17 protein-coding genes, 1 other RNA gene and 1 other annotated feature (1 of these 19 cut by a window edge) are annotated in these 25,396 nt (G+C 36.8%); of the genes, 14 read left to right on the top strand and 4 right to left on the bottom strand.

Annotated elements, in window-relative coordinates:
- Positions 1-74, top strand: a binding site (T-box leader) (it extends 150 nt beyond the left edge of the window).
- 58 nt (positions 75-132) lie between these two features.
- The 5 genes from hisS (at position 133) to NST98_RS04870 (ending at position 5,434) form a co-directional block, all read left to right on the top strand.
- A complete protein-coding gene (gene hisS / locus NST98_RS04890; protein WP_340714577.1) occupies positions 133-1,410 on the top strand; it encodes a histidine--tRNA ligase in 1,278 nt (425 codons plus the stop codon).
- A 19-nt stretch (positions 1,411-1,429) separates the two neighbouring features.
- Complete coding sequence (aspS, locus tag NST98_RS04885; RefSeq protein ID WP_340714576.1) at positions 1,430-3,199, top strand: aspartate--tRNA ligase; 1,770 nt, start codon at positions 1,430-1,432, stop codon at positions 3,197-3,199.
- A 339-nt stretch (positions 3,200-3,538) separates the two neighbouring features.
- A non-coding RNA gene (ssrS, locus tag NST98_RS04880) (6S RNA) lies at positions 3,539-3,745 on the top strand.
- 138 nt (positions 3,746-3,883) lie between these two features.
- Positions 3,884-4,645 (top strand): tRNA threonylcarbamoyladenosine dehydratase, encoded by a 762-nt coding sequence (locus NST98_RS04875; RefSeq protein WP_096551323.1) that lies wholly within the window; start codon positions 3,884-3,886, stop codon positions 4,643-4,645.
- Positions 4,646-4,912: 267 nt separating this feature from the next.
- Complete coding sequence (locus NST98_RS04870) at positions 4,913-5,434, top strand: hypothetical protein (protein WP_340714575.1); 522 nt, start codon at positions 4,913-4,915, stop codon at positions 5,432-5,434.
- 159 nt (positions 5,435-5,593) lie between these two features.
- Here NST98_RS04870 and NST98_RS04865 read toward each other — a convergent pair whose 3' ends face one another.
- The gene (locus NST98_RS04865; protein ID WP_340714173.1) at positions 5,594-5,743 is read right to left on the bottom strand and encodes a hypothetical protein; all 150 of its coding nucleotides are present in this window, start codon (positions 5,741-5,743) and stop codon (positions 5,594-5,596) included.
- A 506-nt stretch (positions 5,744-6,249) separates the two neighbouring features.
- A complete protein-coding gene (locus NST98_RS04860) occupies positions 6,250-7,542 on the bottom strand; it encodes a replication-associated recombination protein A (RefSeq protein WP_096551321.1) in 1,293 nt (430 codons plus the stop codon).
- A gap of 128 nt (positions 7,543-7,670) precedes the next feature.
- Here NST98_RS04860 and cymR point away from each other — a divergent pair, with 128 nt between their 5' ends.
- The 4 genes from cymR to NST98_RS04840 are packed head-to-tail and all read left to right on the top strand — an operon-like array spanning position 7,671 to position 11,126.
- Positions 7,671-8,090: a cysteine metabolism transcriptional regulator CymR gene (gene cymR, locus NST98_RS04855; protein ID WP_016839403.1), complete on the top strand. Its 420-nt coding sequence runs from the start codon at positions 7,671-7,673 to the stop codon at positions 8,088-8,090.
- A gap of 35 nt (positions 8,091-8,125) precedes the next feature.
- Positions 8,126-9,271, top strand: coding sequence for a cysteine desulfurase family protein (locus NST98_RS04850; protein WP_340714574.1), 1,146 nt, complete (start codon positions 8,126-8,128; stop codon positions 9,269-9,271).
- Between the two features lie 20 nt (positions 9,272-9,291).
- A complete protein-coding gene (gene mnmA / locus NST98_RS04845; RefSeq protein ID WP_340714573.1) occupies positions 9,292-10,413 on the top strand; it encodes a tRNA 2-thiouridine(34) synthase MnmA in 1,122 nt (373 codons plus the stop codon).
- Between the two features lie 44 nt (positions 10,414-10,457).
- Positions 10,458-11,126 (top strand): tetratricopeptide repeat protein, encoded by a 669-nt coding sequence (locus NST98_RS04840; protein ID WP_340436379.1) that lies wholly within the window; start codon positions 10,458-10,460, stop codon positions 11,124-11,126.
- A gap of 211 nt (positions 11,127-11,337) precedes the next feature.
- Here the strand turns inward: NST98_RS04840 and hisA are convergent, their stop codons facing one another.
- Positions 11,338-12,087 carry a phosphoribosylformimino-5-aminoimidazole carboxamide ribotide isomerase gene (gene hisA, locus NST98_RS04835; protein ID WP_096551313.1) on the bottom strand — a complete coding sequence of 250 codons (750 nt, stop codon included), beginning with the start codon at positions 12,085-12,087 and terminating at the stop codon, positions 11,338-11,340.
- A gap of 139 nt (positions 12,088-12,226) precedes the next feature.
- Here hisA and recD2 point away from each other — a divergent pair, with 139 nt between their 5' ends.
- The 4 genes from recD2 to NST98_RS04815 all read left to right on the top strand — a co-directional run bounded on the left by recD2 (position 12,227) and on the right by NST98_RS04815 (position 18,741).
- Positions 12,227-14,704: an SF1B family DNA helicase RecD2 gene (recD2, locus tag NST98_RS04830; protein WP_340714572.1), complete on the top strand. Its 2,478-nt coding sequence runs from the start codon at positions 12,227-12,229 to the stop codon at positions 14,702-14,704.
- Positions 14,705-15,166: 462 nt separating this feature from the next.
- Complete coding sequence (locus tag NST98_RS04825; protein ID WP_340714232.1) at positions 15,167-15,310, top strand: hypothetical protein; 144 nt, start codon at positions 15,167-15,169, stop codon at positions 15,308-15,310.
- 534 nt (positions 15,311-15,844) lie between these two features.
- The gene (gene asnB / locus NST98_RS04820) at positions 15,845-17,692 is read left to right on the top strand and encodes an asparagine synthase (glutamine-hydrolyzing) (protein ID WP_445684054.1); all 1,848 of its coding nucleotides are present in this window, start codon (positions 15,845-15,847) and stop codon (positions 17,690-17,692) included.
- Between the two features lie 194 nt (positions 17,693-17,886).
- A complete protein-coding gene (locus NST98_RS04815; protein ID WP_340714570.1) occupies positions 17,887-18,741 on the top strand; it encodes an AraC family transcriptional regulator in 855 nt (284 codons plus the stop codon).
- Between the two features lie 59 nt (positions 18,742-18,800).
- Here NST98_RS04815 and NST98_RS04810 read toward each other — a convergent pair whose 3' ends face one another.
- Positions 18,801-20,504, bottom strand: coding sequence for a methyl-accepting chemotaxis protein (locus NST98_RS04810; protein ID WP_340714569.1), 1,704 nt, complete (start codon positions 20,502-20,504; stop codon positions 18,801-18,803).
- A 401-nt stretch (positions 20,505-20,905) separates the two neighbouring features.
- Here NST98_RS04810 and gltB point away from each other — a divergent pair, with 401 nt between their 5' ends.
- Complete coding sequence (gene gltB, locus NST98_RS04805) at positions 20,906-25,381, top strand: glutamate synthase large subunit (protein WP_340714568.1); 4,476 nt, start codon at positions 20,906-20,908, stop codon at positions 25,379-25,381.
- The last annotated feature ends 15 nt before the right edge of the window (positions 25,382-25,396 follow it).

Here is a 25,396-nt window from a genome sequence, read left to right as displayed (position 1 = left end):
CCGTTATGAGGTGGGTGTGTTCATACACATCAACTAGGGTGGAACCGCGGAAGTGATATGCTTTCGTCCCTTGTTATAAGGGATGAGAGCATTTTTTTGTTCCAAAATTTGTTTATAGAAAGGAGATAGGAAATGGCTTTTAAAGTACCTAGAGGCACACAAGATATTTTGCCTGAAAACACACCTAAATGGCAAAAAATTGAATCCATTTTACGAGAATTAGCTCGCGTTTATCGATATAAAGAAATTCGCACACCTATTTTTGAACATACGGAGTTATTTCAACGAAGTGTAGGGGACACAACGGATATTGTTCAGAAGGAAATGTACACATTTGAAGACCGTGGTGGCCGTTCATTAACGTTGCGTCCAGAAGGAACTGCTTCTACGGTTCGTGCCTATGTCGAACATAAGATGTATGGAGCACCTGATCAACCAATTAAACTTTCCTACATGGGTCCAATGTTCCGCTATGAGCGTCAACAAGCTGGAAGATACCGTCAATTCGTTCAGTTTGGTGTTGAAGCGATTGGTAGTGCTGACCCTGCTATCGATGCAGAAGTCATTGCTTTTGCAATGGACATTTACCAAACAGTAGGTTTAAAAGATTTAAAATTAGTGATTAATTCTTTAGGGGATAAAGAAACGAGAGATACTCATAGATCAGCACTAATCAATCATTTCAAACCGCACATTCATGAGTTTTGTGATGATTGTAAAAATCGTTTGGAAAAAAATCCACTACGCATTTTAGACTGTAAAGTAGACCGCGAACACTCGCTTATGCAAACAGCTCCTAAATTAACGGATTACTTAACACCGACATCAAGAGAATATTTTGAACAAGTGAAGAAATATTTAGAAGTTCTAGGAATCGAATATGAAGTAGATCCAAATCTTGTTCGTGGTTTAGATTATTATACTCACACAGCCTTTGAAATAATGAGCACTGCAGAAGGCTTTGGAGCAATAACAACTCTTTGCGGTGGTGGAAGATATAATGGGCTAGTAGAAGAAATTGGCGGCCCAGATGTTCCAGGTATTGGATTTGCCTTATCGATTGAAAGATTGCTCCTTGCTTTAGAAGCAGAAGGGGTTGAATTAGAGTTAGATGACGCGCTTGATGTTTATGTCATTGCCCTTGGTGATGAGGCTAAATTAAAAGCTGTGGAATTAATTAGCTCTTTCCGTTTAAAAGGCATTTCTGCAGATATGGATTATTTGATGCGTAAAATGAAGGCTCAGATGAAATCTGCTGACCGTCTTCAAGCGAAATTTGTCGTGATTATCGGTGAAACGGAGCTTGAAGAGGGAGTTGTAGTTGTGAAACAAATGGAAACAGGAAACCAAGAAAAAGTAGAAATCAATGAAATCGTAAATTATCTGAAACAACATCTTTCTATAGATTAAAAAATTGGAGGAATAGAAAATGGCTCAAAGAACACATCATTGTGGAGTATTAAGAGAAGAACATCATGGACAACAAGTCGTTTTAAAAGGTTGGGTACAACGTCGTAGAGATTTAGGAAGTTTAATTTTCGTAGATGTTCGTGACCGCACTGGTATTGTACAAGTTGTATTTGGTGATGAAGCGCCACAAGCCCGCGAAATTGCAGATAAAATTCGAAGCGAATTTGTAGTCGAAGTAGAAGGAAAAGTTGTACTTCGTGATCCAAGCCAAGTAAATCCAAACATCGAAACTGGTAAAATAGAAGTTGTCGCAACGGATATTAAAATTATTAATACATCTAAAACACCTCCTTTTGCCATTGAGGATTATGTCGACATCAATGAAGATGTACGTTTAAAATACCGTTACTTAGATTTAAGACGTCCTGTTATGTATAACACATTTAAATTACGCTCTGATGTAACGCGTACAATCCGTAACTTCTTGCAAAATGACGGTTTCTTGGAAGTGGAAACGCCAATTTTAACAAAATCTACTCCAGAAGGTGCACGAGACTATTTAGTCCCATCTCGCGTGCATGAAGGAGAATTCTATGCATTGCCGCAATCACCACAATTATTCAAACAATTATTGATGGTGGCAGGATTCGAAAAATACTTCCAAATCGCTCGCTGCTTCCGTGACGAAGATTTGCGTGCTGACCGTCAACCAGAATTTACTCAGGTGGATATTGAAACATCTTTCATGTCCATGGATGAAATTATCGATATGACAGAACGCATGTTAGCTGCTGTCATGAAAGAAGTAAAAGGAATTGAAGTGCAAACTCCATTCCCACGCATCTCTTACCAAGAAGCGATGGATCGTTTTGGTTCCGATAAACCAGATGTGCGCTTTGGCTTAGAATTAATCAACCTTACGGACATTGTAAAAGATAGCAACTTCAAAGTATTTACGAGCGCGGTTGAAAAAGGCGGCGTTGTAAAAGCAATCAATGTTAAAGGGGCAAACGACAAGTTTACTCGTAAAGATATTGATGCATTGACAGAATTTGTGGCGATTTACGGTGCGAAAGGATTAGCTTGGATTAAAGTGACGGAAGAAGGTTTCACTGGTCCGATCGCGAAATTCTTTGAAGGTCAAATTGTAGAAGATATCAAAAATGCGACTGGTGCTGAACCTGGAGACTTATTATTGTTCGGAGCAGATGATGCTTCTATTGTTGCCGCTTCTCTTGGTGCATTGCGCAATAAACTAGGAAAAGAGTTAGGCATAATCGATGAATCACAATTTGCTTTCCTTTGGGTTACAGATTGGCCATTACTTGAGTGGGACGAAGATGAAAAACGCTATACTGCTGCTCACCATCCGTTCACTCGTCCATTTGATGAGGATATTGAATTAATGGATACAAATCCAGATCAAGTTCGAGCACAAGCTTATGATATCGTGTTAAACGGTTATGAATTAGGCGGCGGTTCATTACGTATTTATGAGAGAGATTTACAAGAAAAAATGTTCAAACTTCTTGGATTTACAGAGGAACAAGCAAAAGAACAATTCGGTTTCTTACTTGAAGCGTTCGAATACGGTGTGCCGCCTCATGGTGGAATTGCGATGGGATTAGACCGTTTAGTGATGATTTTAGCAGGTCGCAACAACTTGAGAGATACGATTGCATTCCCTAAAACTGCTACTGCAAGTTGCTTGCTGACTGATGCGCCAAGCGAAGTTTCACCAAAACAACTAGAAGAATTACATTTAAAAGTGAATGTATTTAATAAATAAGCATAGAAAAGGGGCCGTCTGAAAAGTCATTTTTAGACGGCTACTTTGTTACTGTCTTCCACGCTAAGTTACAGATAAATTATGATGAGAATAGTGAAACTTGTTTTGACTATCTCAGGAACAAAGATTTATAAAAAACCATGATTATGAAGAGTGAGGGGTTCTGGAAAGATTTCGACTTTCTAGGCCCTTTCATATTAAAAATATAAATGGATTTGATTTTTCTTTTGTTTTTTGCACGCAAAAAATCAAATTCTAATTAAAATAAACAAAAAATTAACACAATTTAATCTATATTCATTGAAATTTACTTCAACTAATGTTATGATAATACCAACACGAATCCTGAAGTGTTTGTGAATGCCATATTAACAGTTTTGACCGAACAACAATAAAAAGGGAGCTCAATATTTTGACTTGGCAAACATGCCCCATCAGAACGCCAAAAGTATAGGGGACGTTTAAAAAGTCAGTGAGGGCACCCACCTGCGAGATAGCGGGTTCAAAACGGTGTTAATGACGCACTACGGCATCTTCGGGATTCGTCACGCTTCAAACTCCTCCATTTTTGATGGAGGAGTTTTTGTTTTTTATTAATACTTTGGAAATATAAACGTATACACTTCTAACCAACACTTATGATATAATTCCGATGTGAAAAATTCGAATGAAAGGCAGAAAGGTATGTTACATCAATTTTCTAGAAACGAACTTGCGATAGGAAAAGAAGGATTAGATAGATTAAAAAATACAACGGTTGCAATTTTAGGGATTGGAGGAGTTGGCTCTTTTGCTGCGGAAGCATGTGCACGAAGCGGTATAGGGCGAATTATTTTAGTAGACAAAGATGTGGTAGATATCACAAATGTTAATCGCCAATTGGTTGCGTATTTATCAACGATTGGAAGACCAAAAGCAGAAGTTATGAAAGAACGAATTGCAGATATTAATCCAGAATGTGAAGTTATTCATTTACACATGTTTTATAACGAAGAAACGTATGAAAAACTATTTGAATATGATATTGATTATGTCATTGATGCCTCAGATACAATCATGTATAAAATTCATTTAATGAAAGAATGTTTAAAGCGAAATATCCAGATTATTTCCAGTATGGGTGCTGCAAATAAAATGGATCCAACAAGATTCCGCATTGCAGATATTTCAAAAACTCATACAGATCCAATGGCAAAAGTTATTCGTACGAAATTAAGAAAAGAAGGTATAAAAAAAGGCATAACGGTAGTCTTTTCCGATGAATCACCAATTGTCGTAAGACCGGATGTTGTTGAAGAAGTAGGGAATCCCGATGCGTCCATCCGAAAAGCTAAAATGCCCCCATCATCAAACGCTTTTTGTCCATCCGTTTGTGGGCTTATTTGTGCAAGCTGGGTAATCAACTCTGTATTAAAAGACATACCAATTAAGCGTGTAAAACAATAATTATCTAATTAGAATGAATAATGAAATAATTTTTCTAATAAAATAATGAGTGTGTGTAATCATAATGAAGAGACAATAGAAAATGGTAGCTTTTAAAATCTATCGAATCGTACTTTTTTATAAATACCCCCATATTCGGAAATTGCTATTAATGAAGCTAAAAAAACAGATTTAATACATTTTTTTCACGTTTTATTATTTCATTCAAAATAATAAGGATTTTATTGATATAGTAAAACTTAATACGAGCATACAAGGGGGTATTTTATGCCAAAAATTCAAATAAGAAATGACATATTGAATTTAGTCCAGCTTCAAGAAGAATTGGATGGGATTCTCTTCGATTATATTGATACTTCGAAAAAATGGGATTTGGCTTTTGAAGAGTTAAAACAGTTATTGGATGAATTGGTTACTTACTTCAAAAAATATGTGCAAAGAAAACATGGAAGATTGCCGGAAAGCGATATGTATTGGTCTTTATTTATTGATATCGTAAGCAAAATTATATACTTCAATACAATTGCATATATGAACCTTGTAAAGGAAATGACTGAAGAACAAAAAGAGCAAATAAAAAAATCTTTTCATGATGCAGCAAATTGTTTACCGGATGTTCAAGGACGCAATTTAGAATTTTTACAAGAGATGAGCGAAACATTTAATCAATTATTTCATGAAGAAGATGAATTTGAACGCTATTACCTTGATAAAAATAATGGTTTAAAAGACTGCATTCGTTTTTTCAATGAATTTTGCAATCAATATGGAAACAATATCCTAAATTAATAAACATGGCTACCACTTGATGATTTTTTTGGAAAGTTGGGGAAACGGTAAAAATCGAACAACTTTACGTTGAAAACCAGGAAATATGAATCGAGTAGGAGGGAGCGATTAACTCCCGTCCTCTCACACCACCGTACGTACGGTTCCGTATACGGCGGTTCAATTAAGATGATTGACGCAAGTCTTTATATAACTTCCGTGAATAGCTGTTCTCTTTATGCCAGTGGTCACTCCACCCTCCAAGAGGTCTTCCACGGGATTCACCGCTTCCTTCCTCAAGTGAGGTACTACGTTTTCTGTGTTCATCATGACTCACTGAATGCCAAGGGCTATTCTCTCTTAATTGTTCGGTCCTTCTCAGTTGTTCTAGACCAACTAATACTATGACCTCTGCTGACTTCTGACGGTTCAGCTACTTATCACTAAGTAGGTTATGAAGCGTACTTCACCTATCCGCCAGACCTCCCCGGGTAAGTACATGCACTTTCACACCATCTATCCGCCTCATTTACTCGATATGACCTTCGACAGAAAGAGCTTTGTTTTGTTTCGCAAACTCACTCAATCATACCTAGCCTTATATGAGGTTCGTGTTCCTCGGACCGGTGTTTTGCCTCCAGCTTCCTTCAGATTCCGCGTCACCACGGACACCCTTGCTCTTGGCTAACCTCTACTTCTGTCTTCGGGGTTCGGGACTTACACCCTATAGTTCATGTACATGCCGGGCGCACAAAAAGAGCGAATGAAAAATTATATTCATTCGCTCTTTTTACGATAAAATCTGAAAACAAATTCGGTTTATCTCAATTAAGGATTTACTGACTATTATGATTTTTTAAGGATTTTAACTTTTCATAGATCGTTGCCATCCTTTTTTCTTCCCCTGCAATGACAGGGCGATAAAATTCCATATCTTGAAGTGTATCTGGTAAATATTGTTGATTTACCCAACCACCAAAAGTGCCTATTGGATAGTCGTGAGGGTACTGGTAACCAACGTGGCCTAATGTTTTGGCTCCCGCATAATGAGCATCCCTCAAATGCATAGGAATATCCCCAGTTTTTCCTTCATGAATGGCTTTAATTGCAGCGTCTAATGCCTGATATGCGGAATTGGATTTTTCAGATAAGCACATTTCAATGACTGCATTGGCAAGGGGAATTCTCGCTTCAGGTAAGCCGAGTACTTTTGCTGCTTCTGTTGCTGCATATACATGGGCACCTACATGGGGATTCGCAAGGCCAATATCCTCATAAGCCATCACCAAAAGTCTTCTACAAACTGCAATTAAATCTCCATTTTCAAGCAAATGGGCTAAATAATATAAACTTGCGTTGACATCGCTTCCTCTCACAGATTTTTGCAAAGCGGACAATAAATTATAAAAATGCGTGCCACCTTTATCTCCATATACGCCGATGCGTTTCGCCAAGTGTTCGATAGTAGAATCTTCCACACGCACAATGTCATCTATTTCTTCTGAAGCATGAAAGACTGATTCTAACAAAGTTAAAGCTTTCCTAGCATCACCATTGGAAGCAATCGCAATTTTTTTTATTTGTTCATCATGAATATCAATTGAATATTTACCTAATCCTCGTTCTTCATCATGCAATGCGTTTTTTAACAGTTGGACAAGTTCCTCAAGAGTCAAACGTTTTAGTTGAAAAATCTCCCCGCATCGGGAACGAATTGCTGGATTGACATCGTGAAATGGATTTTCTGTCGTAGCACCGATTAAAATAATTGACCCATCTTCCACATGGGGTAATAATGTATCTTGTTGAAGTTTATTAAATCTATGAATCTCATCTAAAAACAGTATGACTTTTCCTGTGAGCCTTGCTTCTGATACAATTTGTTCAACATCTTTTTTTCCAGCAATCGTTGCGTTTAGAGGAAAGAAAGGTAAATTTGTGCTTCCTGCAATCGCATAGGCAATAGAGGTTTTCCCAATTCCTGGTTCGCCGTATAATAACATTGACGGAACATGTCCGTTTTGAATCATTTTATATAAAGCGGTATCTTTACCAATAATATGTTGTTGTCCAACTACTTCATCTATATTTCTTGGGCGCATTCGAAATGCCAATGGTTCATTTTGCATAGTACTTCCTCCGATGAATTTAAAAACTTTTCATTTATAAATTATAATAGACCTTTTCCAAGTGGAATAAAAGGTGTTATGTTATACTAGACGAAGAAAATGGGAATAGAAATTTGAGGTGTAGTAAGATGAAAATTTCAACAAAAGGTAGATACGGTTTAACAATTATGATTGAATTAGCAAAACATTATGGGGATGGTCCACTCCCATTACGTAAAATTGCGGAAGAAAAAAATCTATCGGAGGCATACTTAGAACAATTAGTATCTCCATTACGTATTGCTGGTTTAGTAAAAAGTGTGCGCGGTGCATACGGCGGTTATTTGCTTGCCATTCCACCAAGTAAAATTTCAGCAGCCGATGTGATTCGTGTATTAGAAGGTCCAATCCAACCAGTGGAGGGAATTGAAGAAGAAGAACCACCACAACAACAGCTTTGGATTCGCATTCGCGATGCAGTAAAACAGGTACTTGATACGACAACGATTGAAGATTTAGCAAATTATACTGACGAGACAGAATATGACGGTTATATGTTCTATATTTAATTGCACATAAGAATAAAGGAGTTTATCGGCACATTATGCAAACGTTTTACTTAGATCATGCAGCAACTTCACCAGTTCATCCAGAAGTCATCAATTCTATGGCGGAAGTAATGGCTCGTGTGTATGGAAATCCTTCCAGCATCCATACAGCAGGACGATCTGCAAGAAAGGTATTGGACGAAGCGAGAAGTATTTTAGCTCAATCCATTGGCGCGAAAGATACAGAAATCATTTTAACCAGTGGTGGAACAGAAGCTGATAATACAGCAATATTTGGAGTAGCTCAAGCTTTAAAATCGAAAGGTAAACATATTATCACAACATCAGTAGAGCATCATGCTGTTCTACATGCATGTGAACAGCTAGAAAAAGCTGGTTTTGAAGTAACATATTTACCAGTAAATGAAAACGGTCGCATTTCTGTTGAATCTGTAAAAAATGCATTGCGAGCTGACACAATTTTAGTAACGATTATGTATGGAAATAACGAAGTCGGTACGATTCAACCTATTAAAGAAATTGGCGAACTTTTAAAAGACCATCAGGCGATTTTTCATACCGATGCTGTTCAAGCTTATGGATTAGAAAAAATCGATATTAATGAATTACATGTTGATCTTTTAAGTGTCTCCAGCCATAAAATTAACGGACCAAAAGGAATAGGCTTTTTGTATCAACGAGAAAAAACGCCTCTCGTCGCTACTTTTTATGGTGGTTCACAGGAAAGAAAACGTAGAGCAGGGACGGAAAATGTACATGCTGCTGTAGGTTTTGCAAAAGCTGTTGAAATCTCACAGCGGGAAATGGAAAAAAGACAGGAAACATATCTTCAATTTAGAACGATCTTTTTAAACGTATTAAATCGGGAACAAATTACTTACAAGGTAAATGGCGATCATGAATATTTCCTTAAACATATATTAAACATTAGTTTTCCAGGAATGGACGTTGAATCGTTCCTCGTGAATTTGGATATGGACGGTGTTTATGCATCAAGCGGTTCAGCGTGTACAGCAGGTTCCATTGACCCGTCTCATGTGCTTGTTGCAATGTTTGGAAAAGGTGCATCAGAGCTTCGTAATTCCATTCGTTTTAGTTTTGGTTTAGGATTAACAAAGGAAGATGTTGAAATTGCAGCTGAACGTACAGCTAAAATCGTGAAAAGAATGACGAATTCATAGAATTAGAAAAGGTGAAATACATGGTAGAAACTCGTGACCCATCACAAATTCGTGTAGTCGTTGGAATGAGCGGTGGGGTTGACTCATCTGTTGCTGCTTATTTGTTGAAGCAACAAGGATACGACGTGATTGGTATCTTTATGAAAAACTGGGACGATACAGACGAAAACGGTGTTTGTACAGCAACGGAAGATTATGAAGATGTGATTAAAGTTTGTAACCAAATTGGAATTCCGTATTATGCTGTTAACTTTGAAAAAGAATATTGGGATAAGGTATTTACGTACTTTTTAGAGGAATATAAGGCTGGTCGCACGCCAAATCCAGACGTGATGTGCAATAAAGAAATTAAATTTAAAGCTTTCCTTGAACATGCATTAAAGCTGGGCGCTGATTATTTAGCAACAGGACATTATGCTCGAGTGGAAGAGCGAGATGGGGAAGTCGTGTTATTGCGCGGCGTCGATCGGAATAAAGACCAAACATATTTTTTAAATCAATTGAATCAGCAACAGCTGCAAAAGGTCATGTTCCCAATCGGGCATATTGAAAAGCCGAAAGTAAGACAAATTGCTGAAGAGGCTGGTCTTGCAACGGCGAAGAAAAAAGATTCAACAGGCATCTGTTTTATTGGTGAGCGCAATTTTAAAGAATTTTTAAGTAACTACTTGCCAGCGCAACCTGGTAAAATGGAAACCCTTGATGGCAAAGTTTTGGGGAAACATGATGGGCTAATGTATTATACAATTGGACAAAGACACGGCCTTGGCATTGGCGGTGAAGGTGAACCTTGGTTTGTTGTGGGGAAAGATTTAAAACGCAATGTGTTATATGTGGGACAAGGATTCCATAATGAAGCATTGTATTCTACATCATTAATCGCAACAAATATGAGCTTCACATCCAATCAACCGAAACCAAAGAAATTTACTTGTACAGCTAAATTCCGCTACCGACAAGAAGATACTCCAGTAGAAGTGGAGCTTTTAGATGATCAAAAGGCACATATTACATTCCAAGTGCCACAGCGAGCGATTACGCCTGGACAAGCTGTTGTTTTATATGATGGGGAAGTATGTTTAGGCGGAGGAACAATTGATGAAGTATTAAAAAATGGTGAAAAATTAACTTATGTAGGATAATTGGCGGCTAAGTTGGTCGCCAATTTTTGATGAGAGGTGAAAACATGAACTATAATGAAGAAGGCATCAAAGCATTGCAGGAAGAGCGTTATGAAGATGCAGTGAAAGCTTTCACGGAAGCAATTGAACAAAATCCGGATGATCCAGTAGGCTATATTAATTTTGGGAATGTCCTTGCCGCAATGAACGAGATAGAGCGTGCAGAGAGATTTTTTCAAAAAGCGATTACTCTTGATGAAAAAGCAGCAACGGCCTATTATGGTTTAGCAAACTTATATTATAATTCGGAGCGATTTGTAGAGGCGGCAAAACTTTATCAAAAGTCGATTGAATATGGAATTGAAGGTGCCGATGCTTATTACATGTTAGGGAAAGCATTAGAAAAGGAAAATAAAGTAAAACTGGCACTTCCCTATATGCAACGAGCTGCTGAACTTGCGCCGGATGATATGCAAATTCGTTTAAGTTACGGCATTTTATTATGTAAGTTAGAGATGTTTGATTTAGCGAAAAAGGAATTGGAGTATGTCTTACATAATGATGAACAAAATGCCGATGCTCATTATAATTTAGGTGTGCTCTACGCCCTCTCGACAGAGGATGCAAAAGAGGCGTTATATCACTTAGAACAAGCCTTTACAATTCTACCAGAACATGAACATGCAAAATATATTTATGATATGGTAATGGAGCGCTTGAAGAATAAAAATTAGAATGTAGAAAGGCTATCTAGAAGTTAAGATTTCTAGATAGCCTTTTGAATTGGAAATTTTCTATACTAGCCGGTAGATACCCAACATTGATGTTAACCTCAAGCTTCATATTATTATTTGTTTCAGAAACGAAATTTATCTTATCACGATAATAGATGTAAAGTCGTTGTGACAGAAATTCTATCGGATAATTCACTATAGCTCATCAAAACTATGACTTACAATAATTCACCACATCTCGATATGGCAAATCGCCTCCAAAAATATCTAATGCACTGCCGATCGTTACGTGCAATTTTCCTCCTGATAATTTTTTAAACCTTTCAAGATCTTGTAATGATCGAACTCCACCTGCATAAGTTGTTGGAATCTTTGTCCATTTCGCTAAATCCTGAACTAATTCTTCCTGCATTCCGCTTTTTTTCCCTTCCACATCCACGGCATGAATTAAAAACTCATCACAATATTGTTCTAGGAAGGAAATATTTTCCTGATTGATTTCAAAATCGCTGAATTTCGTCCATTTATCTGTTACCACATACCATTTCCCGTCTCGTTTTCGGCAGCTTAAATCAAGGACAATGTGTTCTTTTCCAATCTCTTGGACTAGACGTTCTAATCTTTCCATATCTAATTGTCCATCGTGAAATATGTATGATGTAACAATGACATGGCTGGCACCCGTATCAATCCATTTTTTTGCATTGTCCGCAGTGATTCCTCCACCGATTTGAAGTCCTCTCGGATATGCAGTTAAAGCAAATTGGGCTTGTTCTTCATTTCCAGGGCCTAACATGATAACATGCCCACCTGTTAAACCATCCTTTTTAAATAGTTCGGCATAATAGGAAGCATCTTTTTCAGAAATAAAATTTTCTACAACAGTTTCTTGTCCTAAAGTACTGCCAACAATTTGTTTGACTTTTCCATCATGCAAATCAATACAAGGTCTAAATTCCATAATGCACTCGAATCCCTTCAATAAGTATTTTTTATATCATATCATTGGTCTATTATTTAATCGAGAAGTGGAAGTTCCTATTTTGTTACACTCCGTAATAATGGTATCATATTAAAGAGATTTTTTCGGAGAGGAGCGTATGAAAGTGGAGGAAAACTTCACCATACTCAAAACGACAAAAACCTTTGTTTTAGGCCGGCCAATTGTTTCCATTTTTCATAACGCATCCAACATGTATTCTATTGTAAAAGTAAAAATTAAGGAAACCAATTTGCAATATACAGAAAAAGAAATCACAGTTGTAGGATATTTTCCAACCCTTGATGAAGAACATGACTATCGTTTTTTTGGAAGTTTGAAGCATCATCCGAAATACGGAATTCAATTCCAAGTAGAAATGTTTGAAAGGGAAGTTCCTGCAACTGAACAAGGTGTCATTCACTATTTATCGAGTGACTTATTTCCGGGTATTGGTCCAAAAACTGCTGAGTTGATTGTCAAAACGCTAGGGACTGATGCGCTGAAAAAAATGATGGAAAATCCACAAATTCTCGATGAAGTTCCAAGGCTATCTGAAGAGAAAAAAATGACTATTCGCAGCACTTTAGAACAAAATTTAGGTTTGGATAAAATTATGATTCAATTGAACGAATGGGGATTCGGACCGCAATTAGGAATGAAAATATATCAAACGTATCGAGAAGAAACAATTCATTTGTTAACCGAAAATCCTTATCGTTTAATTGAAGAAGTAGAAGGGGTTGGATTTACAAAAGCCGATGAATTGGGCAGTAAAATCGGCATAACAGGAAACCATCCCGACCGAATTAAAGCAGCAGTCTTACATGTGTTGAATCAAGCTGCTTTATCTGAAGGGCATGTATATTTAGAAGCGGAACATGTATTGCCTGAGGTTAAAGGTATGCTGGAACAGAGCCAACCTGTAGAAATTCCTTTTGAGTCTATTTCAAAAGCGGTTATTGAATTGGAAGAGGAAGGGAAAATTTGCGGCGAAGAGACGAGAATTTACTTGCCATCCTTATATTTTAGTGAAGTTGGCATCGCCACTAAAATTTTGCAACTTTTAAAGCAAAATGAACAAAGTCAAATTTTTTCAAAAGACGAGATACGAAAAGCAATCGGAGAAGTCGAAGAACGTTTGGAAGTGACTTATGCAGAAACGCAAGCAAGAGCCATTGAACAAGCTCTAAACTCGTCCGTTATGATCTTAACAGGTGGGCCAGGAACAGGGAAAACGACCGTTATTCGAGGATTAGTTGAAGTGTATGCAGAACTTCACGGAATTTCCTTAGATCCTAAAGAATATGCGAAGAGGGAAGAGCCGTTTCCAATTATTCTCGCAGCACCAACTGGTAGAGCTGCAAAAAGACTTTCGGAATCTACGGGTTTACCAGCGATGACAATTCACCGATTATTAGGTTTTAATGGTCAAGAAAAAGAGGAAGAATCAGATCGTGAAATCGAAGGCCGTCTTGTAATAATCGATGAAATGTCCATGGTAGATACGTGGTTAAGTCACCAATTGTTAAAAAGTATTCCTCTCAGTGCTCAAGTGGTTCTTGTAGGAGATCAAGATCAATTGCCTCCGGTTGGACCTGGACAAGTATTAAAGGACTTATTAGCTTCTAAAGTCGTGCCAACCATAGAACTAACAGAAGTATATCGCCAAGCAGATGGTTCTACGATTATCGAACTGGCCCATCAAATTAAAAAAGGGCAAATTCCAACTAACTTTACTGAAAAAACGACCGATCGTTCTTTTATTAAAGCTTCAAAAGATCAAATTGCCAGCGTCGTCACACAAGTTGTAAAAAGTGCATTGGCAAAAGGTCAATCTATACGTGATATACAAGTGTTGGCACCTATGTACAAGGGTCCAGCTGGTATTGATTATTTAAATAAAGAAATTCAAGAGCTTGTGAATTCAAACGAGGATGGAACGAGAAAAGAAGTAAAGTATGGCGATACGATTTTCCGCATTGGTGATAAAGTTTTACAGCTGGTCAACCAGCCGGAAAGTAATGTTTTTAACGGTGATATTGGAGAAATTGTAGCAATCTTAAAAGCGAAAGAAACGGTTGAAAAACAAGATATCGTTGTCGTTTCTTATGATGGCAATGAAGTGACGTATGAACGATCTGACTTAAATCAAATTACCTTGGCTTATTGTTGCTCCATTCATAAAGCGCAAGGCAGTGAATTCCAAACGGTGATTATGCCTATTGTTCGAAGCTATTCAAAAATGCTTCGTAGAAATTTGATTTATACAGGAATTACTCGTGCGAAAAATTATTTAATATTATGCGGAGAGCCAGAAGAATTCATGAAGGGAATTCAACGCACGGACGATTTGGAACGGTTTACGACCTTATGTTCAAGATTAAATCCAGTGGGAATGGATGAGGGTGATACTCATCAGGAAGTTATAAATGACAATGAACAAGAGAAAAATCCTTCTCTAATTAACTATGTTGAACAGCAAGAAACATTGGAAGTAACTCCACTCCCACCAGTTTTGAATGCGGAAACGGCACCTAAAATCCACCCAATGATTGGCATGGATGGCATTACTCCTTTTGATTTTTTAGATGAATAAACATGTAAGAGCGAATGAGGGAAATTCGCTCTTTTTCTTTGTGCGCCCGGCATGTACATGAACTATAGGGTGTAAGTCCCGAACCCCGAAGACAGAAGTAGAGGTTAGCCAAGAGCAAGGGTGTCCGTGGTGACGCGGAATCTGAAGGAAGCTGGAGGCAAAACACCGGTCCGAGGAACACGAACCTCATATAAGGCTAGGTATGATTGAGTGAGTTTGCGAAACAAAACAAAGCTCTTTCTGTCGAAGGTCATATCGAGTAAATGAGGCGGATAGATGGTGTGAAAGTGCATGTACTTACCCGGGGAGGTCTGGCGGATAGGTGAAGTTCGCTTCATAACCTACTTAGTGATAAGTAGCTGAACCGTCAGAAGTCAGCAGAGGTCATAGTATTAGTTGGTTTAGAACTACTAAGAAGGACCGAACAATTAAGAGAGAATAGCCCTTGGCATTCAGTGAGTCATGATGAACACAGAAAACATAGTACCTCACTTGAGGAAGGAAGCGGTGAATCCCGTGGGAGTCCTCTTGGAGGGTGGAGTGACCACTGGCATAAAGAGAACAGCTATTCACGGAAGTTATGAAAACTTGCGTCAATTATCTTAATTGAACCGCCGTATACGGAACCGTACGTACGGTGGTGTGAGAGGACGGGAGCTAATCACTCCCTCCTACTCGATTTGATATAACTCGTGCGGATAGAGATCCTACTTGTGTATATAAAAAGGCCACTCGTGCAGATAGAGATCCTACTTGTGTATATAAAAAGGCCACTCGTGCAGATAGAGATCCCACTAGTGTACATAAAAAGTCGCTTGTGCAGATAGAGATTTCACTTGTGTACATAAAAAGGTCACTCGTGCGGATAGAGATTTCACTTATGTATATTAAAAGGTCACTCGTGCGGATAGGGTTTATACTTTTGTATATAATTGATTACTCTTGTGGATACAATTATTCATAAATTGTTCAGATATTGATATAAAAAATAACTATCTTATATCAATTTAATTATTTATAGTCAATATATTTATACGTAGATTAGATGAATTTCATTCGAAATTGAAATTGTTCTTATAGTCAAAAGGACATAAAATGGATGATAAGTAAAAAAATTATACTACGAAAGAGTAATGGATGATGTGTGGAATTACGGGCTGGATTGATTGGGAAAACAATTTGAAACATCAAGAAGTCACTATAAAAAAGATGACACAAACGTTAAACAAAAGAGGGCCAGATGCCTCTAACATTTTTTGTGACACGCATGTTGCTCTTGGTCATACAAGACTGATCGTAGTAGATCCTGTTGGCGGTTCTCAGCCAATGTCGAAAACAAAAGGTTCTAATAAGTATACGATAGTTTACAATGGTGAGCTATATAATACTGAAGAACTGCGTAATGAATTGGTCAATCGGGGTTATTCATTTCAATCCCATTCTGATACGGAAGTATTGTTAACAGCTTATATCGAGTGGAAAGAAGAATGTGTTAAACATTTAAACGGTATATATGCTTTTGCTATTTGGGATGAGGAATGTGAAAAAATTTACATGGCGAGGGATCGGCTCGGTGTAAAGCCTTTGTTTTATAAATTTAGCGGAAAAAGCTTAATATTTGGTTCAGAATTGAAGGCCATTTTAGCCCATCCAAAAGTAAAATCCGAAGTTGATCGAGAGGGATTACAAGAATTATTTGGTCTAGGTCCTTCCCGAACGCCAGGGCACGGAATATTTCGAGGGATTAATGAATTAAGGCCAGCCCATTATCTCATTTTTGATCAACATGGCTTGAATATTCAACGTTATTGGAATGTAAGAAGTGCTAAACATGTTCATTCATTAGAAGAAACAATCGAAACCGTTCGTTTACTCATAAAAGATGCAGTTGAACGACAATTAGTTGCGGATGTCCCAGTTTGCACCTTTTTATCGGGTGGTTTAGATTCAAGTGTAATTACCTCCATTGCTTCAAATTTTTTCAATAACCTAGATAGAGGACCTCTTCATACCTATTCTATTGATTATGAAGAAAACAGTACTTATTTTCAAAAGAGTTTGTTTCAACCGGATGAAGACCGTCCATGGATTGAAAAAGTAGTTCAACATCTTGGTGTTGCTCATCATACGACCATTATTTCCCACGAACAACTTGCTGAAAAATTAAAGGAAGCTGTGATTGCTAAAGATTTACCTGGTATGGCAGATATTGATTCTTCTTTACTTTTATTTTCCGAAGAAATAAAAAAACATTTTACTGTGGCACTATCTGGTGAATGTGCTGATGAAATTTTTGGAGGCTATCCTTGGTTTTATAAAACAGAATTATTGAAAAACGATGGTTTTCCTTGGATGCAATCCGAATCAGAGAGACAAAATCTACTATTACCATACTGGCAAAATACATTGAAATTGAAAGATTATATAAAATTACGATATGAAGAAACGATTCAAGAAGTGCCGAAATTAGAAGGGGAAGAACCGAATGAAGCCCGACGCAGAGAAATGTTTTATTTGAATATGGTGTGGTTTATGTCGACATTGCTAGATCGAAAAGATCGAATGAGTATGGCTGCTAGTCTAGAAGTGCGGGTACCATTTGCAGACCATCGAATTGTTGAATATGCATGGAACATACCATGGTCAATGAAAATGCTAGGTGGAAGAGAAAAAGGATTATTGCGAAAAGCTCTAGAAGGCATTCTTCCAATGGATATTTTGTACCGAAAAAAGAGCCCCTATCCTAAGACGCATCATCCTAAATATACAAAGTTAGTTACTGACATGTTGCGACAGATTATTCAGAAGAAAAACTCACCGATATTGCAGCTCATTTCTAAAGAAAAATTAGAAGAACTACTAGATTCCAATAAATCATTTAATATTCCCTGGTTCGGCCAACTAATGACGGGTCCCCAACGAATTGCCCATTTGGTTCAAATGAATATATGGCTTGAAAAATATAATGTAAATTTAGTTGATTTGTAAACGCTTTTTGAAATAATATTAAACTTTAATATATACGGATTTTTCATTCATTTTGTTTGATTTTTTCCATCTATATATTGTCTAATAAATGCAATTAGAGAATAATCCGATTGGGTTTGCCAATGTCGTATAGGGATTCAGTGGATACTCTTACACGCTGATGATAAACAGCGTAGAAAGGAAGGGGTATTATTATGTTAAATGTAAATCCTGATCAATTTGTTATCAAACCATCATTAGCAACAATTAATTGTGAACCAAATTGGCAGTGGAAGCGAAAAGCACCTATTCCAAATTATGATTTACTTTACGTTTGGAGCGGAAAAGGAACTTTAACTTTAAACGGAAAGGATTTTAAATTACAAAGAGGTAGTTGTTTTCTATTTAAACCAGGTGATTGGACGACGGCAACCCAAGATCCAATGCATCCGCTTGTAATTACGTACATTCATTTCGACCTTGAAATCGAGCCGAATATGATACCAAAATCTTATCGAATTTTACAAGATCGGATTCATTTTGAGTCGCTTCTTTCTCAATATGTAAGATTATTTTTAGTGAAAACTTTTGCTGCAGATATCGAAGGAAAGTTGATATTAAAACAATTAATGATTCAACTGTTAAGGGAAGATCAACAGTCAGAAACAAAACAATTAGAAGAAAGCAAGGAAATGCAAAGTCAGTTGTTCTTTACAATCAGGGAAGTGGCAAATTATGTTCAACAACATCCCGGAAAAAATCACACGGTAGAAAGTTTAGCTGCTCGCGCTAATTTTTCGCCACGTTATTTTTCAAAAAAATTCAAAGAAATTATGGGTCAAACAATTCAATCCTATGTTGTTGAAACTCGAATAAAAAGAGCGGAGCATTTGTTGCATTATACAGGGATGACCGTAACAGAAGTTGCTGATGCTCTTGGTTATAATAATATTCATTTCTTTAGCCGACAATTTAAAGCATATACAGGGAAAAGTCCATCGGAAATTCGGACATTACCGAGAATAAGAAAATCAACGATAGAAGAAATCTCGCTAAAAAGAAATGCTTAAATATATTGTTTAAAAAAACCGACATTTCCAATACGGAATATGTCGGTTTATTACGTATATTATATTTTAAATCGTTTCACTAATAGTTGAAGTTGCTCAGCCATCGATGCCAATGTTGTAGCCGATGTAGTAACTTCTTCCATTGTAGCCAGTTGTTCTTCTGAAGCGGAGGAAATTTCTGTTGAATGTTTCGCATTCGTTTCGGCCATTTTTGCGATTTCTTCAATGGAAGAATTAATTTGTTCAATATTTGTTGTAATTTCTTCTGTTATAGTATTCAATTCTTGAGTTTGGGCCGTGACATTCTCAATAGATTTTACTATTTGTTCAAATGATTTTCCGGATTCTTCGGTTATTTCTAATCCATTTTTGGCAACTGAATTAACATTGCTTGTCATATCAACAGCTGTTTCAATGTCTTTTTGGATGATATGGATAATTTCAACAATTTGATCAGCTGATGATTTTGATTGTTCAGCTAATTTACGTACTTCGTCAGCGACAACTGCAAATCCTTTCCCGTGTTCTCCTGCACGAGCTGCTTCAATTGCAGCATTTAATGCCAACAAATTGATTTGTGCTGCAATCTCGGTAATGACATCAATAATTTTTCCAATATAAATTGAATTTTGTTCCAAGTTTTTCATTACCTCTAGTGTATCGGATGATGCAACATGAATATTTTTTACTTGGCCTACTACTTTTTGAATATGGTTATTACCTAAGTTGGCTTGAGCCATCATGACATTAGCGTTTTCGGCAACGGAACTGATAGAATCTGCAATATAATGCATCCCTCTTGTAATATCATGTATGGCTTCAGCACTCTCAGTTGTATTCTTACCTTGAATTTCTATCGTTTTTGTTACCTCTTGGATAGAGTGTACCACTTGATCGGTCACAGAAGCGGTTTGTTCAGAGCTAGATAATAATTCTTCTGAAGATGCAGCGACTTGTTCGGAAGCCTTTCTTACTTGACTAAGCATGGCTCGTAAAGAACCTAACATTTTATTAAAGGACAATGCCATTTCACCAATTTCATCTTTAGATTGAATTTGAATTTCTTTCGTTAAATCTCCTTCGCCCTCTGCAATTTCTTTCAGTTGATTATTTACGAGATTAATTGGTCGAACAATTGAACGGATTAAGAATAACATCACAATCATTGTAATGATCCCAATAACTGCAATCGTCATTACAATTTCGATTAAAATAGTGTAAACATTTTTTTGTATTGATTCAATAGGTGTACCTGTAAGCCACATTCCGATAATATTGTCTTTTCCATCTTTGATTGGTTGATACATTGTTAAATACAACTCGCCTGAAATATCGGCTTTTCCAATATAAACCTCACCATTTTGAAGTACTGCTTCTGCAATGGCAGGATCGGCAGTAGCACCAATTTTTCTTTCTCCGTTTACCACAATATTTGTTGCTACAGTAGAATCATTTAAAAATATATTGGTAATACCACCAGTAGTCTCACCGATTTTATCCAAGATTTTATTATTATCATTAATTTTAATAACGCCTTTATATAAGTTTCCTTCACGAACGTTCCAACTACCTGGATACCTTTCATCAATTATGTTTAAACTTTGTTTCGCTTCAACTGCAACTTTTTCCTCATAAATTGATAATAACTGTTTTTCAATTTGAATTTTCGCTACGAATCCAATTGAAACCATTAAGAATAAAATAACGAAGATGATTAAAATATTAAATTTCGTTTGGAGTTTCAAATTCTTAACAACGTTCATGATGCTCTCTCTCCTGAAAATATTGTAATTTTTATAGTAAAAATCTTACATCATTATAATATATTTATAAAATATTGTAAAAATATTTAGTATTTCGAAATAACTAGTAAATGATTAATTGTGTTACATATGAACTGTTAATTGATAAATAGAATACCTAGTAATTTAGAGGGAGTTTCATTTTTGGATTTTGCTTTGAATTAACGTATCCTCTCCTCCAGCAAAACACTTGGCATATGTTCGGCAAGTGTTTTTTTTTTTTTTTTTTCAAACATAAACCTGAAGAAAAGAAGAAGTGTAAAAAAGTGCAAAGATTCAACTTAATAGTCTAAATATTTTTGGTTTTAGACTTGTTAGGATGTATGTATAAGAAAACAGGAAGAATTAAGGGGTGCAGAAAAATGGATCAAGGATTAACACAAGGTTTATACAATCCACAATTTGAACATGACTCGTGCGGAATCGCCTTATTAGCGAATATCAAAGGTGAAAAATCACATTCACTTGTATCCCAAGCGTTAATTGCCCTAGAACGGTTAACTCATCGCGGAGGTCGAGATGATAAGGAAACGTTAGGTGATGGATCAGGCATTTTAACTGACATACCTCATGAATTATTTGAAAAAGAATGGGGAAAGCAGGGAAAACAACTGCCATCTTTAGGGGAATATGGTGTTATGATGATTTTTCTTCCAAAAGAGGAAACGAAACAAGAAGAATACAAGCAAAGAATTGAAGAAATTGTTGAAATGAACAGTTTGACAATTTTCGGATGGAGAACTGTACCAACAAACGATCAAGTATTACAAAATGAATTCATACAAACAGCCCCTTCAATTCATCAGTTATTTGTTATACCTACATCAGTTAATAGTCAAAATGATGATTTCGAAAGACGTTTATATATTGCCCGAAAAAAAATTGAAAACACCTTTAAACAATTCGAGCGTAATATTGATGCTTGTTATATTTCTAGTTTTTCATCGAAAACCATTGTTTATAAAGGGCTACTGTTACCGAATCAATTAAAAAATTTTTATGTCGATTTAACGAATGAAAATTACCAGTCTAAAATGGCAATGGTTCATAACCGCTTTAGTACAAATACTTTCCCGAGTTGGAGCAGAGCTCAACCAAACAGGATGCTCATGCATAACGGGGAAATTAATACTATTACCGGTAATGTAAACTGGATGTTTGCTCGAGAAGCAACAATGAAAACGGAAGTGTTTGGTGATGATTTGGAGGCACTTCATCCAATTGTCAATCTCGACGGCAGCGACTCTGCAATGTTTGACAATGTTTTAGAGCATTTAGTGATGTCCGGATGGTCTTTACCCCAAGCGATGATGATGATGATTCCGGAACCTTGGCAAAATAATAAATTACTTTCAGAAAAACAGAGAGCGTTTTATCAATATCATAGCTTATTAATGGAACCGTGGGATGGGCCAGCTGCAATGGGGTTCACAAACGGACACCAAGCAGGTGCTTGCCTTGATCGAAATGGTTTACGACCTGCTAGATTCATTTTGACGGAAGATGACTTTTTCTATTTATCTTCAGAAGTGGGAGTTGTCGACATACCAGAAGAAAAAATCGTCCAAAAAGGCCGCTTAAAACCAGGTCAAATGTTAGTAGTAGATTTCGAAAAGAAAGCCTTATTGTTCGATGAGGAGCTAAAACTGCAATTTATCAATGAACATCCATATGAACAATGGACAGCTGAAATGATTTTACCTATCGATAACATTCCTGCATTAAATGTAGAAACATCAAAAAATATGGATCGTACTCAAATAATTCGTCTCCAACGAGCATTTGGCTATACCTTTGAAGAATGGGAAAAATATATTAAACCTTTAGCAGTCCGTGGAGACGATCCAGTTGGTTCAATGGGGTATGATGGGCCACTCGCTGTATTATCCAAAAAACCACAACTATTATTCAACTACTTTAAACAACGATTTGCCCAAGTAACAAATCCACCAATCGATGCTATTCGAGAAGCGTACGTTACTTCAATGGAAGTGTATTTGGGCAGTGAAGGTAACTTATTAAAACCTAAAAAAGAAGACTATCAAAAAATAAAATTAAAAACACCTATTTTGACTAAAAATGAATGGCTAAAAATTATTAGTTTAAATTTAAACGGTTGGAAAGTGTCTAAACTGTCAACTTTATTCCCTAGTGAACATCCAGAATCGATGAAAAAGTATTTGAAAAAACTTCTGAAAAATGCTGAAAAAGCTGCAAATGATGGATATCAATTACTTATTATTAGCGATCGGGGTGTAAATAAAGAAAATGCAGCCATTCCATCATTATTAGCTGTTTCCAGTGTCCATCACTACCTAATACAAAAAGGCCTTCGCAATAAAGTAAGCATTATTGTCGAATCAGGAGAACCGAGAGAAGTGCATCACTTTGCAGCACTACTTGGCTATGGAGCTAACGCTATTTATCCTTATTTAGTTTACGCATCCCTTTCACAATTGGAAGAAGCAGTAGATAACGATTTAATTGATAAGTATGTGAAAGGTATCACAAAAGGGATATTAAAAATCATGTCTAAAATGGGCATTTCAACGGTGCAAAGTTATATCGGTGCACAAATTTTCGAAGCAATTGGATTGAGTCGAGAAGTAATTGAAAATTATTTCCCTCGTACGATTTCTCAAATCGGTGGACTTGAATTAAATGATATTGCATTAGAGACAGTTATTCGCCATAAAGCTGCATGGGAAGATGATGAACTTTTATTGGAAGAAGGATCTGATTTCCAATGGCGAAAAAATGGTGAAGATCACCTTTATCGTCCTGAAACAATCCATACTTTACAGCTCGCTTGCCGTACAGGAAAATATGAACTTTACAAAAAGTATAGCGAAATGCTGTCGAAAGAAACGAATACAACGTTAAGAGGATTATTTGAATTAAAAAGTGATCGAAAACCAATTCCGATTGAAGAAGTAGAACCAATCGAATCGATTTTTAAACGATTTAAAACAGGTGCCATGTCTTTCGGTTCAATTAGTATAGAAGCTCATGAAGCAATTGCCATTGCAATGAATCGAATTGGCGGAAAAAGCAATTCAGGAGAAGGAGGAGAAGATCCAAACCGCTTTATTCCTTTGCCAAATGGTGATTCAAAATTAAGCCGCATTAAACAAGTGGCTTCCGGTCGATTTGGTGTAACAAGTCATTATTTAGTGAATTGTGATGAGATTCAAATCAAAATGGCTCAAGGTGCAAAGCCAGGAGAAGGGGGACAGCTTGCCGGCCATAAAGTGACAGAAGAAGTTGCAAAGACAAGAGGTTCTACGCCGGGCATTGAACTAATCTCACCACCGCCTCATCATGATATTTATTCGATTGAGGACCTTGAGCAATTAATTTACGACTTGAAAAACGCCAATCCCGAAGCGCGAATCAACGTAAAGCTAGTTTCCGAAAGTGGTGTTGGAACAATTGCTGCTGGTGTTGCAAAAGCTAAAGCCGATGTAATTCTCATCAGTGGTTATGATGGAGGAACAGGAGCAGCAGCAAAAACGAGCATTAAGCATGCTGGCCTCCCTTGGGAATTAGGGTTAGCAGAAGCACATCAAACATTAATGCTAAATGGCTTAAGAAACAAAGTAGTGCTCGAAACAGACGGAAAACTAATGAACGGTAGAGATGTAGTAATCGCCGCATTATTAGGAGCAGAGGAATACGGATTTTCAACATTGCCACTTGTATCGTTAGGGTGCGTCATGATGAGGGTTTGTCATCTAGATACATGCCCAGTGGGAATCGCAACTCAAAATCCAGTTCTTAGAAGAAAAATGATCGGAACTGCTGAACACGTTGTCCACCTAATGCACTTTATTGCGCAAGAAATTCGTGAATATATGGCGGAATTAGGCTTTAGAACAATAGAGGAAATGGTGGGAAGAACGGATATTATTCAGATTAAGAATGATGTGAATTGGAAGGAAAAGAAACTGGATTTATCTTCGTTACTCGTTAGCTATGATGGTGAACGTACAGCTACAAAAAGCCAAAATCACCAACTAGAAAAAACATTGGATTATGAAAAATTAATTCCATTAAGCAAGGAAGCTTTAAATCATAAGAAGCCAGTTCATATTGCTCTTCCTATTAAAAATACGAACCGCTCTGTCGGTACAATGCTTGGAAGTGTTGTTTCGAAAATACATGGAAGTGAAGGTTTAAATGAAGATACAATTCAAATTCACTTTACAGGATCCGCAGGCCAAAGTTTTGGAGCATTCATTCCAAATGGCATTACGTTGAAGTTGGAAGGAGAAGCAAATGACTATGTCGGAAAGGGATTATCTGGTGGAAAAATCATTGTAGCTCCTTCTTCAAATACAAAGATTGTTGCAGAGGAAAATGTCATCATCGGCAACGCGGCATTCTATGGTGCAACAAGCGGTAAAGCTTTTATTCGCGGTAAAGCAGGAGAAAGATTTTGTGTTCGAAATAGTGGAGCACTTGTTGTAGTCGAAGGTACAGGAGATCACGGCTGTGAATATATGACAGGTGGTAGAGTCGTAATTTTAGGGGAAGTTGGGAAAAACTTTGCAGCAGGTATGTCTGGCGGAATTGCTTATGTATATTCTCCAGCAAACAAATATTTTTACGAAAATTATAACGATGAGCTTGTATTACTTGAAACGATTGAAAGTGAAAAAGAAATCCAGTTTGTGCTTTCTTTAATCAAAGAACATGTTCAAGAAACGAATAGTCTTGTAGCGAAACGAATCATTCAAAATTGGAAAAAAGAAGTTTCGAATTTTATTCGTGTGATTCCTCACAAATATAAGCAGATTTTAGATGAACAAGAATTGTATTTATTAGAAAGTTACTAATTAAGAAAGTGTGGT

This window comes from Ureibacillus sp. FSL W8-0352 (assembly GCF_038004345.1).
In the GTDB taxonomy this organism is placed as follows: domain Bacteria; phylum Bacillota; class Bacilli; order Bacillales_A; family Planococcaceae; genus Ureibacillus; species Ureibacillus thermosphaericus.
The sequence above is the reverse complement of the archived record's forward strand: the minus strand, read 5'-3'. Positions and strand labels throughout refer to the sequence as shown.

Coding starts and splice junctions, on each gene's coding strand:
- hisS (WP_340714577.1), top strand. CDS start 133: ATGGCTTTTAAAGTACCTAGAGGCACACAAGATATTTTGCCTGAAAAC.
- aspS (WP_340714576.1), top strand. CDS start 1,430: ATGGCTCAAAGAACACATCATTGTGGAGTATTAAGAGAAGAACATCAT.
- NST98_RS04875 (WP_096551323.1), top strand. CDS start 3,884: ATGTTACATCAATTTTCTAGAAACGAACTTGCGATAGGAAAAGAAGGA.
- NST98_RS04870 (WP_340714575.1), top strand. CDS start 4,913: ATGCCAAAAATTCAAATAAGAAATGACATATTGAATTTAGTCCAGCTT.
- NST98_RS04865 (WP_340714173.1), bottom strand. CDS start 5,743: ATGATGAACACAGAAAACGTAGTACCTCACTTGAGGAAGGAAGCGGTG.
- NST98_RS04860 (WP_096551321.1), bottom strand. CDS start 7,542: ATGCAAAATGAACCATTGGCATTTCGAATGCGCCCAAGAAATATAGAT.
- cymR (WP_016839403.1), top strand. CDS start 7,671: ATGAAAATTTCAACAAAAGGTAGATACGGTTTAACAATTATGATTGAA.
- NST98_RS04850 (WP_340714574.1), top strand. CDS start 8,126: ATGCAAACGTTTTACTTAGATCATGCAGCAACTTCACCAGTTCATCCA.
- mnmA (WP_340714573.1), top strand. CDS start 9,292: ATGGTAGAAACTCGTGACCCATCACAAATTCGTGTAGTCGTTGGAATG.
- NST98_RS04840 (WP_340436379.1), top strand. CDS start 10,458: ATGAACTATAATGAAGAAGGCATCAAAGCATTGCAGGAAGAGCGTTAT.
- hisA (WP_096551313.1), bottom strand. CDS start 12,087: ATGGAATTTAGACCTTGTATTGATTTGCATGATGGAAAAGTCAAACAA.
- recD2 (WP_340714572.1), top strand. CDS start 12,227: ATGAAAGTGGAGGAAAACTTCACCATACTCAAAACGACAAAAACCTTT.
- NST98_RS04825 (WP_340714232.1), top strand. CDS start 15,167: ATGATGAACACAGAAAACATAGTACCTCACTTGAGGAAGGAAGCGGTG.
- asnB (WP_445684054.1), top strand. CDS start 15,845: ATGTGTGGAATTACGGGCTGGATTGATTGGGAAAACAATTTGAAACAT.
- NST98_RS04815 (WP_340714570.1), top strand. CDS start 17,887: ATGTTAAATGTAAATCCTGATCAATTTGTTATCAAACCATCATTAGCA.
- NST98_RS04810 (WP_340714569.1), bottom strand. CDS start 20,504: ATGAACGTTGTTAAGAATTTGAAACTCCAAACGAAATTTAATATTTTA.
- gltB (WP_340714568.1), top strand. CDS start 20,906: ATGGATCAAGGATTAACACAAGGTTTATACAATCCACAATTTGAACAT.